13 protein-coding genes are annotated in these 16291 nt (G+C 36.4%); 3 read left to right on the top strand and 10 right to left on the bottom strand.

The window, feature by feature from the left end; all coding sequences use genetic code 11:
- The 3 genes from rplC to ACT5E3_RS04240 form a co-directional block, all read right to left on the bottom strand.
- Window positions 1-633 (bottom strand): 50S ribosomal protein L3, encoded by a 633-nt coding sequence (gene rplC / locus ACT5E3_RS04250; protein ID WP_444997069.1) that lies wholly within the window; start codon window positions 631-633, stop codon window positions 1-3.
- Between the two features lie 102 nt (window positions 634-735).
- Window positions 736-1047 carry a 30S ribosomal protein S10 gene (gene rpsJ, locus ACT5E3_RS04245; RefSeq protein ID WP_142941368.1) on the bottom strand — a complete coding sequence of 104 codons (312 nt, stop codon included), beginning with the start codon at window positions 1045-1047 and terminating at the stop codon, window positions 736-738.
- A 462-nt stretch (window positions 1048-1509) separates the two neighbouring features.
- A complete protein-coding gene (locus ACT5E3_RS04240) occupies window positions 1510-2706 on the bottom strand; it encodes a tetratricopeptide repeat protein (protein WP_444997068.1) in 1197 nt (398 codons plus the stop codon).
- A gap of 313 nt (window positions 2707-3019) precedes the next feature.
- On the opposite strand from ACT5E3_RS04240, the gene ACT5E3_RS04235 reads away from it, so the two are divergent.
- Window positions 3020-3547 carry a hypothetical protein gene (locus ACT5E3_RS04235; RefSeq protein WP_444997067.1) on the top strand — a complete coding sequence of 176 codons (528 nt, stop codon included), beginning with the start codon at window positions 3020-3022 and terminating at the stop codon, window positions 3545-3547.
- Between the two features lie 29 nt (window positions 3548-3576).
- Here ACT5E3_RS04235 and ACT5E3_RS04230 read toward each other — a convergent pair whose 3' ends face one another.
- From ACT5E3_RS04230 to ACT5E3_RS04205, 6 genes are all read right to left on the bottom strand, one after another.
- Entirely contained in the window at window positions 3577-4893 is a 1317-nt protein-coding gene (locus ACT5E3_RS04230) for an ATP-binding protein (RefSeq protein WP_444997066.1), read from the bottom strand.
- A 3-nt stretch (window positions 4894-4896) separates the two neighbouring features.
- Window positions 4897-5604, bottom strand: coding sequence for a response regulator (locus ACT5E3_RS04225; RefSeq protein WP_444997065.1), 708 nt, complete (start codon window positions 5602-5604; stop codon window positions 4897-4899).
- A 42-nt stretch (window positions 5605-5646) separates the two neighbouring features.
- Complete coding sequence (locus ACT5E3_RS04220) at window positions 5647-6048, bottom strand: DUF3019 domain-containing protein (protein WP_444997064.1); 402 nt, start codon at window positions 6046-6048, stop codon at window positions 5647-5649.
- Entirely contained in the window at window positions 6038-6967 is a 930-nt protein-coding gene (locus ACT5E3_RS04215) for a MipA/OmpV family protein (RefSeq protein ID WP_444997063.1), read from the bottom strand. The genes ACT5E3_RS04220 and ACT5E3_RS04215 overlap by 11 nt, the downstream gene beginning before the upstream one ends.
- Before the next feature lie 134 nt (window positions 6968-7101).
- Complete coding sequence (locus ACT5E3_RS04210) at window positions 7102-9231, bottom strand: TonB-dependent receptor plug domain-containing protein (protein ID WP_444997062.1); 2130 nt, start codon at window positions 9229-9231, stop codon at window positions 7102-7104.
- A gap of 131 nt (window positions 9232-9362) precedes the next feature.
- Window positions 9363-9869, bottom strand: coding sequence for a GNAT family N-acetyltransferase (locus tag ACT5E3_RS04205; RefSeq protein ID WP_444997061.1), 507 nt, complete (start codon window positions 9867-9869; stop codon window positions 9363-9365).
- 433 nt (window positions 9870-10302) lie between these two features.
- Between ACT5E3_RS04205 and rapA the strand changes: the two genes are divergently transcribed.
- Window positions 10303-13164, top strand: a complete 2862-nt coding sequence (gene rapA, locus ACT5E3_RS04200) for an RNA polymerase-associated protein RapA (RefSeq protein WP_444997060.1) — start codon at window positions 10303-10305, stop codon at window positions 13162-13164.
- Window positions 13165-13435: 271 nt separating this feature from the next.
- Window positions 13436-14227 (top strand): 2OG-Fe(II) oxygenase, encoded by a 792-nt coding sequence (locus ACT5E3_RS04195; protein ID WP_444997059.1) that lies wholly within the window; start codon window positions 13436-13438, stop codon window positions 14225-14227.
- Window positions 14228-14276: 49 nt separating this feature from the next.
- Here the strand turns inward: ACT5E3_RS04195 and ACT5E3_RS04190 are convergent, their stop codons facing one another.
- Window positions 14277-16196: a TonB-dependent receptor domain-containing protein gene (locus ACT5E3_RS04190; protein WP_444997058.1), complete on the bottom strand. Its 1920-nt coding sequence runs from the start codon at window positions 16194-16196 to the stop codon at window positions 14277-14279.
- Window positions 16197-16291: the final 95 nt, after the last annotated feature.

Here is a 16291-nt window from a genome sequence, read left to right as displayed (position 1 = left end):
CTAAACTTTAACTGCTGGGCGAACAATAACATCGCCACCAGTGGCACCAGGTACGGCACCTCTAATTAGAAGAATATTTCGCTCAACGTCTACACGAACAACAGAAAGATTTTGTGTAGTTACACGCTCAGCCCCCATGTGACCAGACATTTTTTTGCCTTTAAAAACTTTACCAGGCGACTGATTTTGTCCAATAGAACCATTAGATCTATGTGACAAAGAGTTACCATGTGTGGCATCTTGCATTCTAAAGTTCCAACGCTTTATACCGCCTTGAAACCCCTTACCCTTTGATGTACCTGTTACGTCAACAGTTTGGCCTTCTTCGAAGATATCTACTTTGATTTCTCCGCCAGCTTCAAATCCGTCTAACGAATCGGTTAAAAATTCCCAAAGTCCTCGACCAGCTTCAACACCTGCTTTTTTGAAATGACCAGCTTCAGGGCGATTAACACGATTAGCTTTACGCTCACCTGTAGTAACCTGGAGCGCTTGATAGCCGTCGTTTTCCTGTGTTTTAACCTGAGTAATTCGATTAGGCGATACTTCTATCACAGTAACTGGTGTTGAAACACCATTTTCGTCGAACACTCGGGTCATGCCGCATTTGCGACCAACGATTCCGATTGCCATTTTAAAAACCCTCTAAATACGTTACACAATTTATATGTAACAAACCCCTGTTATTTGCCATGCTCTGCAGAGCAAACAACCTTCAATTGATTCTCAAATTACCTATGAAAGACTAATTTGAACATCAACACCCGCAGCCAAATCCAGTTTCATTAATGCATCAACTGTTTTTTCTGTAGGCTCTTCAATATCAACCATTCGCTTGTGAGTTCTTATTTCATACTGATCACGCGCATCTTTATTGACATGCGGAGAGATCAAAACCGTATAACGCTCTTTGCGTGTCGGCAATGGAATAGGACCACGAACTTGTGCACCGGTGCGCTTAGCAGTATTAACGATCTCGGCAGTTGATAAATCAATCAACTTATGATCAAACGACTTTAAGCGTATTCGGATTCGCTGCTTAGCCATGCTAAGAATCTCCAAAGTTAAAAATTAAACATATAAAAACTGCCTCTCTCTTTTTGAAAGAGTGCAGTTAGAAATCTTTTCGACCAAAATCAGGTCGGTTGTTCTGACAAGAAATTAACTCTTGTCTTAATGCAGCTTATCAGTTTTAAGAAGCAACATTACCTTATCGGCATTAGCCAAATTGGGAGCGGCATTATAAAGAAACGTCTAAGGTTATACAACCACAATTAACCTTTAATTTAATATTTATTTAACTTTTGAGGAGGAGGATCTTTTAATTGGGGTTCCAAAAACAATAGTGAACATGGTTGTTTTAAATTAGCTAAAAAAAATAACCATTTGATTTAAAAGTATTTTTCAATAAAAAACGCTTATAAAACAACCTTCTTAGGACTGGTGAAAGCACAATTTACGATATTCTAACCTAAGCCACGACGACTAATTTAAGTTAACAAATAGTCCTCAATTTTGCGAAACATAATAGGTTAGAGCAGATAATTTTGCTTCATACATGGCTTTTGTTTCTTTTTCGTGAGCAAGTTCGACCGCTTTATCGAAGGCTTTTTGAGCTCTAGCGGTATTGCCCCGCAAAAACTCAGCCTTAGCCCGGCCAAAAAAGCCATGATGAAGATAAGGGGCTAGCTCTATGACTTTATCATAATATTTTAGTGCACTTAAAATTTCACCTCTCATTAAAGCCTGATCAGCAACTTCGAGCCAATCAAAAGGATTCTGTACGTTCATTTCTGCTATTTGGGCTTTTATTTCTTCGGCTTCTAAAAATCGTTTATTTCTTTTTAGGTAGTTAAAGTAATTACTCAATAATTCTAATTTTTCGTCTGAATTTCCAATTCCAAAACGATACAGTTTGCCTGCATCTTCGGTATAGCCCTCTCGATCATAAATTAAAGCCAACATATTTATTGCGTGTGCATTATTTTTTGAATACTGAAGCGACTCAATAGAATACCAAAAAGCATTTTTTGTATTTTTTTCAACAATGGCTTCGGCCGCTTTATTACGGTAATACATAGATATAAACTCTGATTCAGATACTCTTCTCTGAACTAATGCCCCTCTTGAGGGAAAGTAGTCAATTTTAATCACGGGTCTTACGAGAAAATAAAATCCATTATCAGCAGTAGCATTAGGTTTGTACAACAGGCTTCTAACATGCTGAGAAGTTAAAATGGTATTTCCTTTTTTCTGATAGATCGGTGGAGTCTGCATTAACTCATAGCCGACTTCAACCTCGGCTAAGCGGGCTAAAGCGGTGGTTAGTATCGCCAATGATAAGCAATTTCCACGCTGATTTGTAACAGCATCTGAAGCAATAAATGTGTCACTATGGTAATTAAAGCCTTTGATTATTTTTTTAAGATAATTCGATACTCTTTGATGTTTTGGTATATCCCTATTTGCAATATTGTTAATATACCTGAAAAAGTGTTCTTGTTGCTCTTGTGTGAGAAGAAAAAGTTCAGAGTCTTTAATAAGTTCCGGCTTTTCACCAAAGGACTCGTAAAAAACAATTGGAAAAGGTTCTTCTTCTTTTTCAACCGTTTTTTCAATATTTTTTACAGTTGTGCAGGAAGGAATCAATAAACATGCTGTTAAAAACAAACATATTCGAGGAAAAAGTCGTTGAAAGTAGCTCATATATCTCTCCTGCTTATAACCAACCTCATATTTTAAGTTTACTCATAAAACGACAAAAAACAATTTTTTTGAGATGAATTGCCGTATCTATGATGTAAAAGGATATTATTCTAAAGTTGAAGGAGACCGATATAGTCCTAGCAGTATCAACTTTATCAAAAGCAGCTAGAGGGTACTATTTATTAGTCAACTTTTCTCACTTTACCTCTTGTTTTTGAAATTAGTTAATATATAAGTTATGTTTGTATATAACCGATACAACTTAAATATTAATAAATAGTCCTCTCATTTTTAATATTTCTAGAGAGAAATTATGAATAATCAAAATTTCGATCATTTCAATGTCATTTTAACAGGAAAACTGCTCGAAGACTTTGGAAGAGGTGATGCTATAAAAAAAGCGGCTAATTTATTTCATACTTCTGTTAATAAAGTAGATGGTCTCCTTAATGGAAAGCAACAAGTTTTTAAGCGTGATATTCCACACAAAGACGCTTATAAATATCAACAAGCATTAATGAGTTGTGGAATAGAAGCGAAACTAACTCACATTACAGTGACAGAAACAGAAACCTGCTTTACTTTAGTTCCAGAAGGTGAAGAACAAACATCTTATTCTCAGCTGTTAGAAAAAATAGAACATGGGGAGATGATTGAATGTGATCAATGCCATACACTACAAGTCTCTTCTGTATTTTGTACTCATTGTGGTCATCAGCTAAAAGAGCAAGAGGCTCCGCCAAGAAAAAGTATGTTTTCTTCAAAAAAACTCATCATTATTATTGGAGTACTTATTGTTTTAGTAACAGTGGTAATATTTGCTTTACCCAATAGCTCATAAAGGCCTAATCAAGTTAAAAATTAAAATATTTAACTTTGCTCTTCGCTTAAGTAAAGTGTAAAACATGCACCATGAAGTTTTTTTGAACGACTAACTTTAACCTCTCCATTATGCCAACTAACCACTCTTGCTACTATCGCTAAACCCAACCCGAAATGATTATTTTGTGTTCTACTTTTATCAAGCTTAACAAATGCTTTAAAAATATTTTTGACTTCGTCTTCAGGTATTCCTTTACCATCATCATTTACTGATATTTTGATTAAACCATTTGAGTAACCACATTCAATTTCCACTTTACTCTTGGCATGATGTATTGCGTTTGTCAGTAAATTTGATACAGCTCTACCGACCCAAAAAGGGTCTACATCAATTAAAGGCTCTAGAGTATTTTGTTCGTCAACCAGCTCTATTTTAATTTTTTTCTTTTCGGCTAACGGAGAGCAAGCAGTAATAGTTGAATCAATCAAATGAATAATATTAGTTTTGGTTTTAGACAACTCAAAACGTTTTCTCTCTAAACTGGCATAATCAAGAAATGCCTCTAACATATTTTCCATACGCTGTAGATCATCATCCATACGTTCTAAGTAATAATTTTTTTTCTCTAACTTTGGGGTTTCCAAAGCAGCATCAACGCCAAATCTTAAACAAGAGATTGGCGTTCTTAAATCGTGAGAAATACTGCCAGCCAATACTTTATTTTCCGTTAATAACTCTTCAATTTGACTTGCCATACGATTAAAGCTGCTCTCTAACTCTTCAATGTAAGAAAAACGAATTGGTTGTATTCTTTTAGATAAATCACCTGCACCAAAATCAGATGCGAGTTTATTCAGTTTTGAAAGCCTGCGAGTTAAAGGAAAAGCCCAAATTAGTAGAACAACACAAAAACTAGCGTAGAACAAAAGTGTTAACCAGAACTCCAGCTTAAAATCATCTTCTTTAGCAACATCTAAAGTATTATGTATTGAATAAACCAATAGCCAATCAGGATGATTGTTAATTTGACGAATAAGTTGGATTTCAGAGTCAGAATCGATTAGTAAACCTTCATCAGAATCTATTTGTGACTCAAGTTCTGGATTAAGAGATAAGTTTTCTTTCGCCTCTAAGGATAAATTTATTTGAAACTGGTGACCGAGTGCTTCTACAGCATTTTTTAATTCATCATTATTGCTTCTGCTGAGTATATGGCTAAGTCCTAAAAAAAAATGACGCTCTACAATAAACTCTGCACGCTCATTAGATTCTGATTGTTCATCAAAAACTCGATCGAGCAATTTTCCTAATACAAATAAAGATATAAGAGCTGTAACTAAAATGCTAAAATAAATGCGTTTCAAATACTAACCCCAAGCATCAGCTACAAATAAATAGCCTTTGCCCCAAATGGTTTTAATTTTTTGAGGATTTTGAGAGCTATCGCCAAGCTTTTTTCTTAAAACAGATATCATTAAGTCAAACCGTCGATCTTGCCCATCATATTCTCGTCCCTTTAACGCCATAAAAACTTGATCACGATTTACCGCATTCCCTGCATTTTTTGCCAAAAACCACAAAAACTCAAACTCGCTAGAAGAAAAGTTTATTTCCACACCCTGGCAAATCACTCGCTTAGCATTAGAGTCTAAATTTAATTCACCAAAAGTTAAACTACCTTCATCATTAGATAACTCTTCCATTTGGTTTTGATTTCTCATTAAGGCTTTTATTCTTGCTAATAATGCCCGTGGCCTAACTGGTTTAACAACATAGTCATTCGCTCCCACTTCTAATCCAATAACTTCATCAAGCTCATCACTTCTAGCTGTCAACATTATAATAGGAACTTTTGAAATAGCTCTTAATTCTCTACAAACCTGGATACCATCCAATCCAGGCAACATAACATCAAGTAAAACTAACTCTGGTTTTTCCTCACTAAAGGATTGAACAGCAAGATCTCCACGTTCTGTATGGACTAAGTTATAACCATGTTCTTGCAAATATTCTTTTATCCACTGAGCTAAAGAGACATCATCTTCAACTAGTAATATTTTTCCGTAGCTTTCCAAGTGTTACTCCTACAGTTTGATATAGGTGAAATATATTCTTAATTAAAAAACTCTCCAACGTCCCTTTCTTTTTTTCGACTTATAAACCCAACTGACTTTAATCGGTGCAGTAATAATAACGTTATCAGAATTTTCAAAAATCAACTCTAAAATTTCAGCATTTTGTGAACGAAATATATATGAAAAATCACCCTGCATTTGATTTTTCCAGCAGTTAATAATAAGCTTATCGGCTTGTCGACGTAGACAATAATTACCACTAACTTGTGCATGCCAACGAACATTAATTTTAGCAAAACATTCCCTTCCTTTTCTTAACGCAACACACTTATTGGGTAATAAATCTAAGCTAATAGGTAACAATGTAGACTTCTCAGCCAAGGTATATGTAGCAAACCCTGTAAAATATATTAACAAACTCGTAATTATTCCCTTAAAATACATAGCCAAATCCTATTAGTGCTATTGTTATACTATCGTCTATAATTAATGGACTTTCACTAATATTTTTTGATAACCAATTATGAGTTAAAGTTGCTTCAAAAACCCAACTTTCAGATATTGGGTATTGTGCTGAAAACTCTAAATTAATTGCATACGAAGCACCTGTCTTATAACTACTTATACCTGGCGCAACTTCTTCTTTCTTAATACCAAGAAAATAATTACTTGTATTTTCAGAGTACCATGTGTGACCTAAACCATATGTAATATCCCAATTACCAATGGTATGTACCTTGCCTGCATAACTATCTAATATCCATCCATTATGTGTTAACGATGCTAAATCATAGACCAGTTCCAAAGAATAATAGGTTGAGCCATCAAGCTTGCTAAACCTTGCGCCAAAGTTATAATCATTCTCACGCTCGTTTAAATTAATCAGTTCTGGAACTGGCTCACCATCTTCATTTTCTTTGCTAATTGCTGGCGCATAACTCCCGCTAATAATATCAAGCTGATAGTTATCGTTTTCCCATAAATGATAGCCAATATAAACTCGACCAAGCTCACTGTTGATGCGGTTTTTTCTATTCGACTCAAAGAAAAAGTCATAATAATCCATATCAAGTGTAAGAGTGAGAGCTGGATTAAAGCCTTTCTCATCGTAGCCTAAATAAAGGTTATTAGTGTAAACAATGCCCGTTAGTAACTTAAAATCATATGAAAAATTACTCTCTTCATTATCGGCTTCTAGTAGCTCTATCTGATTTTCTTTGGAACTACCAGAAGAAAGTTTTGTCTCTTCATACAAGTCATTAGTATAAAACAACGCTTTCTCTTCACTGGGTAGAGCGAAAACAATAGAACTACTCATAGTAATAGGTAAACTAAGAGCAATGATGCTCACTATTTGTTTCATCTGGTATTATGACCTTTGATTCAGTTACTCAAAGTTTATAATATCAAAATAAATATTGCTTTCCTTATTTAACCTGTAGTTAATTTGTCAGAAAATGTAGAAGCCAAATATTGTCAAAGTAAACACTGACTACGCTAAAAATGTAACTTAAACCCTATAGCCGGAAACATTTCTATTCCCTCCTGCTCAGCAATAATAAAATTATCTAATGTCTCATTGCCATCAGGGGCAAAATAATAACCTTCAACATTTTTATGTCCTAGCGCATTAATGACAGCAAATGTCCAAGCAGCTTCTAGCCCCCAAGCATTAAATTTATATTCAGCTTGTAAATCTAAACGATGATATACGGGCAACTCTTTAGCATTCAGCTCTCCGTATACAGGCAAATAATGACCATCATGATATTCGTTCGGTCTTAATCCAATAATAGGCGTGTACTTCTGACCACTTCTTACAGTTAACCGAGCACCAAAGTCCCACCGTGAATTCAATTCATAATTAGCCACCATATTAAAAATGAGCGGAGTATCTAAATAATAATCTTCGGTAATATTAGTTCGTTCATTCGTTCTTTCAGATTTAGACCAGCTTAGCGATGCCCAAGCGTACCATCCATCAGCCTTATCTCGCTCAACAAGTAACTCAATTCCATGAGCTTGACCAGACATTTCATTGGTATAATGAATATTATAGTCAGGATCATCCTCTGCTAATGCCAACGGAAGTTTCGACATTTTCTTCACATATATATCAACTCCAGCTTGCCAAATAGGTGAAAAATTGAACTTACTACCAATAGAAAAGTGATCGGCCAACGGTGACTTAATATTTGGGTTACCAAGTAAGCGAATGGCGGTTTCAGCATCAGGAAAACGAGTATACTGCCCAGCTTTAGCGTTGAATGAAAGATTATCTGTTGCGTGCCAGTTAATCGCAGCTCTTGGCATCCAAATATTCTCCTCAGTATAATCGTTATACTCTCCTCGGATCCCTAGCTCAACATCTAAATCGGAAGCCACTTTCCATTGATTAGTGACATAAAAAGCATTAGTCGATTGTTCTAATTTTGCAGAATCAGCTATTCTATCTCCTCTCTGGCTTTCGCAATCTTGCTGATGATCGGTGCAAAAATAAGGGATGAAATCAAAACGATAAGTAAAATTAAATTGTCGAATTTCAGCTCCAATGGTTAACTTTTGATTTTTAAACCAATTCGTTTGGTAATACCCCCGAAAAAAGTCTTCTTGGTAGCTTTGATCAATGTATTGACCATCTCCATAAGTCAATATCTCATTATCTTTTAGTTGAGAAACAGCTAAACTCCAGTAGCCCCCATTATTTGTAAATAGCTCCCAGCGTGCTCCAATACTATCGAAATTTTCATCGTAATAAATATCACCGACAAACTCGGGATCTGCCCTTCCTTCTTCAGATTCTTTAGCTAAATTAGCCCGAGTATAATCACTGGCACCATTAGCACTGAGAGTAAACTTTTGATTACTTCCAATTAACCACTGATATTTAAATTGATAATCATCAGATTGAGGTGCCTTATAGAATGTAATACCATCTTCATCTTCTTCACCCTCTTCGATATATAAATGAATAAGGCTTTTGCGAAATGATGCATAAAAAGCTTGGTTCTCACCTACCCCCGACTCAACCATAACCCCTGTTTGTAAAAAGCTCCAATCAAAAGTCCCAGCAAAATCCTGGTTACGCGGATCACGTAAAGAAACGTCAATAATACCTCCTGTTGCTTCACCAAACTGAGCCCCGAACCCAGCCGGAAATAAATCAAATTTTTGCACTAGATTTTCGTTGAAAATACTGGGACCAAATGCGTGAAAGATATAACCTGCCGGCATAAAGTCTATATAATAAGCATTATCATCAGGTGAAGAGCCTCTGACTGCTGGTTGACCACCATAATCGCCCCCTGCCATTACAACACCTGGTAAGCTGTATACGGCGGCTAAAGGATCACCCGCAATACCAGGTACTTTAAGCAACTTTTTAGTATCTTCATCAACTTCACTGTTCGCCCTATTTCGTTGTCCTATAACTTCAATCTTTTTTTCTTCAGATGAAGCGTCTGGTATTCCTTCACTATCAAGCTTATCTTTTTCTAATACATAATCATTAATCAAAGGATTAATCTCTTCATGCACTATTTCGGGCTCTGCCAACCCCATACAGGATAGCGAAAAAAACAGTGTTAAAAAGCTGATGTATTTGACAAAACGAGTACTTGGTTTCATTGGATATTCCATCTCATATAAACAATCGGAATATTTTGAATGATGTTTCAGGCGAGATCTGTTTATAATTTGTAGTAGAAATGTAGGGTACCTAATCGAATGCACCCTATATTATTAGTCGATTGAACTATTTATGCAGGTACGAATAAACGGCTTGCGCCATTATAGCCAGGCAATTCAACTGTTTTCTCATACTTTAAACCAATTCTTTCAAGTACTTTGATAGAACCTGCATTACCTAATGATGTAAGCCCTAGAACACGCTCAATATTCAACTTTTGCTTGGCATAATTCAAGGTCGCCTTAGCAGCTTCAGAAGCTAACCCTAATCCCCAAAACTCAGGTATAAGTGCATAGCCAATATCTGGGGAGTCAAATTCTTTACGCTTGACCAAGCCGCATAAACCAATAGGCGTATGCCCTTTTTTTAACTCGATCAAATATAAACCAAAACCATTTTCTTGGTAGCTTTTAATAGGTCCTTGTAGTAGATAACTTTTAGCTCCCTCAATATCGTGGACATTTTTATCACCTATATTTTCTATCCAAGAAGGTTCATTAACCAGTTTTAATATAAAAGGGGCGTCTTCTATTGTTAACTCTCTCAAACACAACCTGTCAGTAGCAAATAGCTCCATAAAAATCCTCCGGTACTTTTTAACACCTCGTAGTGAAAAGTTAGATTAACAAAAAAAACAACATAGGTAATAACAAAATTGAAACCATTACCAGAACTTCACCTTAATCGACTTCACCTGAACCGACTTAAAAGCAATACATTGCATAAATATAATTTTCAAACAGGTTTCAAACTGACTCTTTTATGTCATGTCATAAGCCAGAGAGCCAAACACTACAATTTCACTTTGAGATTAACTAAAATCGTTACAATACTTCTTAGCAATCGACTCATACCGAATACCATTCTATTAAAAGGCTTATAAAAAAGAATGGAATAAACGCTTATTTCCTTGGCTCTCTGGTGCTATAATCCGCGCCTTTCCAACATTGCTCTTATACTGACTTTAAAGTATGAAGTATGCAAATTGACAATTTTTCTTAAAGTAGACTATGACTGAATTTGCCGTTGGCCAGCGCTGGCTAAGTGAAAATGAAACCGAATTAGGATTAGGAATTATCAAAGAAGTAGATTACCGACTAGTTACCGTCTACTTTCCTGCTAGTGAAGACCAAAGAACCTACGCTAAAAATAACGCGCCTTTATCAAGAGTTACTTATCAGCCTAAAGATGAGATAGAAACACTGCACGGCGAAGTTTTAGTGGTAGAAAATGTCCAGCCGCTAAACGATATTCTGGTTTATATGAGTAAAGAAAACCCAGAAAGTACAGAACTTATACCTATTCCAGAAACCCAACTTAATCACTACTTGCAGCTTAATAAAGCATCCGATCGTTTATTTTCAGGTCAAATAGACTCTCTTCGCTGGTTTGAACTACGTTATGCGGCCATGAAAGCCAAAGAACAACAAGAGCGCTGTGAAATAAATGGATTACAAGGGCCCCGTGTAGACTTAATAGGTCATCAGCTCTATATAGCATCTGAAGTAGGTAGTCGTTATGCTCCAAGGGTTTTATTGGCTGATGAAGTTGGTTTAGGTAAAACCATTGAAGCAGGCATGATTATACATCAACAACTGCTAAACCACAGAGCACACAGGGTCTTAATTGTAGTTCCAGCACCATTAGTCAACCAATGGTTTGTTGAAATGATTAGACGTTTCAACTTGCACTTCAGCATATTCGACCAAGAACGTGTTGATTCATTAAGTGATTTAGATGATCTAGATTTTGGTGAATCCGTGGATCTTGAAGATATTGAAATTGAAAATCCATTTCTTTCAGAACAATTCGTACTGTGCAGCAGCGAATTCTTTGCCCAATGCAACTTAAAACAAATTGCTGAAGGAGAGTGGGATCTATTGGTTATTGATGAAGCACATCACTTAGAGTGGGAACCGGGTAAACCAGGAGAAGACTATACTCGAGTCGAAATAATTGCGAAACAAACACCAGGTTTATTGCTACTATCAGCAACCCCTGAACAGCTTGGGCAAGAAAGTCACTTTGCCCGCTTAAGGCTACTTGACCCAGATCGTTTCCACAACTTACAGGCATTTATTGAAGAACAAGCAGCCTATCAACCTATTGCAGAGCTAGTTTCTGAACTAATTGACAACCAAGTTTGGGATGATTCACTTAAAACAAAGATTGCACAATACATTGACGATTTAACGATTGAAGAAACAAACCGAGAAGTGATCTTAAAAGAATTACTCGATCGAAATGGAACCGGACGAGTACTATACCGAAACACGCGTAAAAATATTCAAGGTTTTCCAAAAAGAAAAGTTATTCCACACCCTGTTGAAAACTGTGAACAATATCTCGAAGCAATGGGAGATACTCTGCAACAAACAGTAGAGTTACTTTTACACCCTGAAACACAAGATCATGATGACTCATGGACACAATTTGATCCTAGAATAGAATGGTTAAAGAACTTTTTAAAAACCAACTTAGATGAAAAAATTCTTATTATTTGCGCCCACAAAGATACAGCTATTGCCCTAGATTTACATTGCCGTTTCAAAATAGGTATTAATTGCTGCACCTTTCATGAAGATATGGATATCATTAGTCGAGACAGAGCAGCGGCACATTTTGCTGATCTGGAAGATGGTGCTCAAGTATTATTTTGCTCAGAAATAGGCAGTGAAGGCAGAAACTTTCAATTCAGTCACAAATTGGTGTTAATGGACTTACCTGCCAATCCCGATTTATTAGAACAACGCATTGGCCGTCTTGATCGGATTGGCCAAAAGCAAGACATTGAAATACATGTACCCTTCATGCAAAACAGTGCGCAAGAAGTTATTTTCAACTGGTATCATGTTGGTATGAATGCATTTGAAAAAACAAATGCAGCAGGCAATGCAATATTTAAACGAACTAAAGCTCAGCTGTTCGATGCAATCATAGAGTATCAAGATCAGTCTCAACAGCAAGCGCTTATAGAAACAACCCAAAAAGTTGCTTCAGAAATCAATCAAGCCATGGAGTCAGGTAAAGATAAATTACTTGAACTAGCCTCCTACAACAAACAAGTCGCAGAAGAGCTAATTGAAAGAGTATCAGAACGAGACTGCTTAACTCCCCGAGCTTTTATGGAGTCTTGTTGGGACCGCTTTGGTGTTCAGTTTGAAGATCACTCTTTAAAATCTTATGTTGTTCAACCCGGTGATCATATGTATATCGGCGCTTTCCCTAGTTTGCCAGAAGATGGAATCACAGCCACTTACGATAGAAATATAGCTTTAGCAAGAGACGATATTCAATTTTTGTCATGGGAACATCCGATGGTTAATGGCGCTATTGAATTAGTACTATCAGAAGATAAAGGTAATGCTAGTGTATGCGTGTTAAAAAACAAAGCCATTAAAGCAGGTACACTTTTAATGGAAGTTTTATATCATGTTGAAAGTGTTGCCCCTAAATATTTACAAGCCCAACGTTTTTTACCCTACACAGCATTTCGCATATTAACAGATATAAATGGCAATAATTTAGCCGATAAAGTATCTCATGAAAACCTGAGTAAACAGTGCCATAAAATACCGAAGAATGCCTCAAGACAAGCGCTAAAAAGTGAAGCGACAGCTTTAAGAAAAATGTTGGCTTTTGCCGATAAAAAAGCGCACGAGCAAGCAGAAAAAGTGCTTGATTCTGTCGTTAGTGATATGCACCAATCACAAACAGAAGAAGTTAACAGGCTTCTTTCATTACGCAAGAAAAACCCTAACATTCGTGAAGAAGAAATCCAATTTGTTAAAAACCAAACACAATTATTAGAAAAATATTTAAAAGGCTCTCAATTACAACTACAAGCGATACGTGTCATTATTGCAGTTTAAATCACTAGCCTCATTTGAACGGTATTTTTATAGAACCAATTAATATACCCTTTCCGCTTAAAAGGGTATATTACCTTCATTTTTTAAGCTCTTATTTTAAAAGCAAAATTCTACTGTAACATTAATATAACGACAAATTAATAAAACGCGTCCAAATAAAATAGAAGCTTCTATCAAACCTTTGTTCGGTTAAATATTAAATTTTTTGTGAACTAGTCCTATTGATTTATCTATGAGTTTAACTGTAGTTTACAGATTAAAGGATATGGTAATGAATCACGAGAAGATGACAAAAATTAAACAAGAATGGGCTGATGGGCTTTCATTTAAACAGCAAGTTTTTAATAAAACCTCATATAAAGAGCCGAACCGTTCAACTGAAGAAGCGCTATCACAGCAACAACCCAGCACAAACGAAATAAAAGAAGGCCAAGATAAACCCAATGCTGGAGATAGAAATGTTCCTATATTAATGTCGTTGAACAGCCCACGAGTCGTTCAATTTGGAGAACTGCTTTCACCTGAAGAGTGTCATCAGCTAATAGCGCTATCTAAACCCCGCCTAAAACCATCAACCGTGGTTAACCCTGTCAATGGAAACTATGATTTTGATCCAACACGATCAAGCCAGGGTTGTTTTTTTCAAAGAGGCGAGTTTGATGTCATTCAACGTATTGAACAAAGAATTAGCCACTTATTAAAAATACCTGTTACTCGTGGTGAATCTATTTCTGTTTTAAATTACAAACCCGGAGAAGAATATCGACCTCACTGGGACTACTTTGACCCCAAAAATCCGGGTAATAAACAGAGCTTAAGCAGAAGTAGAGGTGGTCAACGCTACGCTACTTTAATTATGTACTTGAATAATGTAGAAGCCGGTGGCTCCACTATTTTTCCAGAAATAGGACTTAATGTACTACCTCATGAGGGACATGCCGTTTTCTTTGCTTATGCTAACCATGAAGGTTATTTAGATAAACGTTCCTTACATGGTGGAAGTCCTGTCGAAAAAGGCGAAAAATGGATTGCGACAAAATGGTTACGCCTACATGATTTTTAGATAAACCTAATTTCAAAAATATTCATCAATCCCCCAAACAGGTACAAACCTAATGATAAGACAAACTTAAAGTCCATTCCCTGCCAGCAGCTAAAGTGCTCAAGTCATCACTAGATGCGTAATAGACTTCATCAAGCAGGTTATTCATACTCATTTGCAATACCCAGTTTTGGTTGAATTGATAACCCAATTTAAATCTAACAATTTCGGCGGTGTCCAAAGGCAGCTCTCCATCAACTACAGTATTCTTTTTCAACCGATGCACATAACTTAAACGAGCAGACCAGTCACCTTGTAAATAATCAATCGACAACTGGTGTCTTTTAGCAGGAACATCGGCAAGCGCCCTTCCTTGTTGATCTTGTCCATGTATACCTTGCCCAGATAACTCAAAGCCTAGTTGTTTATTAGCATTATAATTAAATTCGTACTGCCAACCGACTAACTCTCCTTTCAATAAGTTTTGATAAGTTCGGGTATTATCATCAATGCTGCTCCTTTCAATAAAATGATCAATCGTCGTTTTAAAACGATTAATACTTGCTTTAAAATCATCTTTTTGAAATCTCAAGCCTAAGTCAAACGAAGTTGATTCTTCTGGCTTTAAATTGATATTACCAACGGTCTGACCACGACCAGTCGTTCCAGTAAATAAACGTTCAGATAAACTCGCAAAACGAAAGCCGGTTCCATAACTCAAAGTTAGATCAATATGTTGAGTCACGGGCTTATTAACCGTTAAAAAGTAAGTTGTAAAATTATCTGATATTTGAGAACTATTTTGGCTATTTTGTGACTGATAATTCACCCTTAAACCAGAATGAATAGACCAACCATCAAACGCTTTATTAGCCGTAAAAAAAGCTGCGATTTCATTTTCTTTACCACTTAATAAAGGTTGAGTATGAGTGACTAACAAGGTATCTAAATGAGTTTCTTTTTCCTGACTGTCGACATCCCGTCGAGCGAAGTAATCAATGCCGAATAGGCCATTAAATCCACTTTGCTGCCATTGATTTTCCAATGATGCACCAATATCTAATGAATCAGTTTCAACCAGATTAATGCGTACTTCTGGCCTGACATCTTGAGTTAATAAACTCTGTTGATGTAAATATAGCTTTGTAACCCAATCTTGATCTGATGTTAATGTCAACTGTGTTAAGACATGCTTTTCTTCAGGATAAGATGTGATTCTATTTTGCGGATATCTACTATTATCTTTACCGATATCGTCACCTTGACTTTCAATGAATTGCCAATCAAGTTTGTAGTTCTGCCACTCAAAATGTCTTTGATAAAATAACGAATGCTGAGAAAACTGATTATTTTTTTCGCTTCCTTGTGAAGTCTCACCATTCTGACGCTGACGAAAAGCAAAACCTGCGCTATAGTGATCGCCACCAGTTCCCGCAGCAGTTAACCATTCATTACCATCGCCACCAACACTTGCTTTCATCCAAAGAGCATCATCTTGGCGCGTCACTAAATGAATTCCACCACCAATCGCTCCACTACCATAATAAGTTGAAGCGGGTCCCTGAGTAACCTCAACACCAGCGAGTAAAACAGGATCAATAAACGAAGCAGCTATACCAGCTCGTCGCTCAGAAGTAATTCGCATACCATTAACATAAGCATGTACTCGCTGACGAGCTAGGCCTCGAATACTAACGGTTTGAAGAAGACCGGGCTGCCCATTAATAGCGAGTCCTTGCTCGACCTCCAAAAGCTCGGCAACAGATGACGGCTGGCGTGCAACCTCTTCATTTGAAATAAAATCATTAATTAACGCATTATCTTTTTGGTGGCGTAAACTCGTCACAACAACAACAGACTCACCTTCCTCAAATGCATCATCTTCAAAAGACTGAACATACGGGATCCCACATGTAACAGAAGCAATAAGAATATAAAAAATAATGGATAAACTTTTACCGATACTACTTAAACACTTAAAAAAGCACACACTAATAACCCAACTGTGATAAAAAACACTCGTATGACTGAGAACCCAAATAAAAGGGGCTAACCTAACTCAAGCAAGAATTGAATGAAAGTTAA

It is taken from the genome of Aliikangiella litoralis (genome assembly GCF_052495765.1).
The sequence above is the reverse complement of the archived record's forward strand: the minus strand, read 5'-3'. Positions and strand labels throughout refer to the sequence as shown.

Excerpts from the sequence above, each read along its gene's own strand:
- ACT5E3_RS04235 (WP_444997067.1), top strand. The coding sequence starts at position 3,020 with ATGAATAATCAAAATTTCGATCATTTCAATGTCATTTTAACAGGAAAA.
- ACT5E3_RS04215 (WP_444997063.1), bottom strand. The coding sequence starts at position 6,967 with ATGAAACAAATAGTGAGCATCATTGCTCTTAGTTTACCTATTACTATG.
- rplC (WP_444997069.1), bottom strand. The coding sequence starts at position 633 with ATGGCAATCGGAATCGTTGGTCGCAAATGCGGCATGACCCGAGTGTTC.
- ACT5E3_RS04220 (WP_444997064.1), bottom strand. The coding sequence starts at position 6,048 with ATGTATTTTAAGGGAATAATTACGAGTTTGTTAATATATTTTACAGGG.
- ACT5E3_RS04210 (WP_444997062.1), bottom strand. The coding sequence starts at position 9,231 with ATGAAACCAAGTACTCGTTTTGTCAAATACATCAGCTTTTTAACACTG.
- rpsJ (WP_142941368.1), bottom strand. The coding sequence starts at position 1,047 with ATGGCTAAGCAGCGAATCCGAATACGCTTAAAGTCGTTTGATCATAAG.
- rapA (WP_444997060.1), top strand. The coding sequence starts at position 10,303 with ATGACTGAATTTGCCGTTGGCCAGCGCTGGCTAAGTGAAAATGAAACC.
- ACT5E3_RS04195 (WP_444997059.1), top strand. The coding sequence starts at position 13,436 with ATGAATCACGAGAAGATGACAAAAATTAAACAAGAATGGGCTGATGGG.
- ACT5E3_RS04205 (WP_444997061.1), bottom strand. The coding sequence starts at position 9,869 with ATGGAGCTATTTGCTACTGACAGGTTGTGTTTGAGAGAGTTAACAATA.
- ACT5E3_RS04240 (WP_444997068.1), bottom strand. The coding sequence starts at position 2,706 with ATGAGCTACTTTCAACGACTTTTTCCTCGAATATGTTTGTTTTTAACA.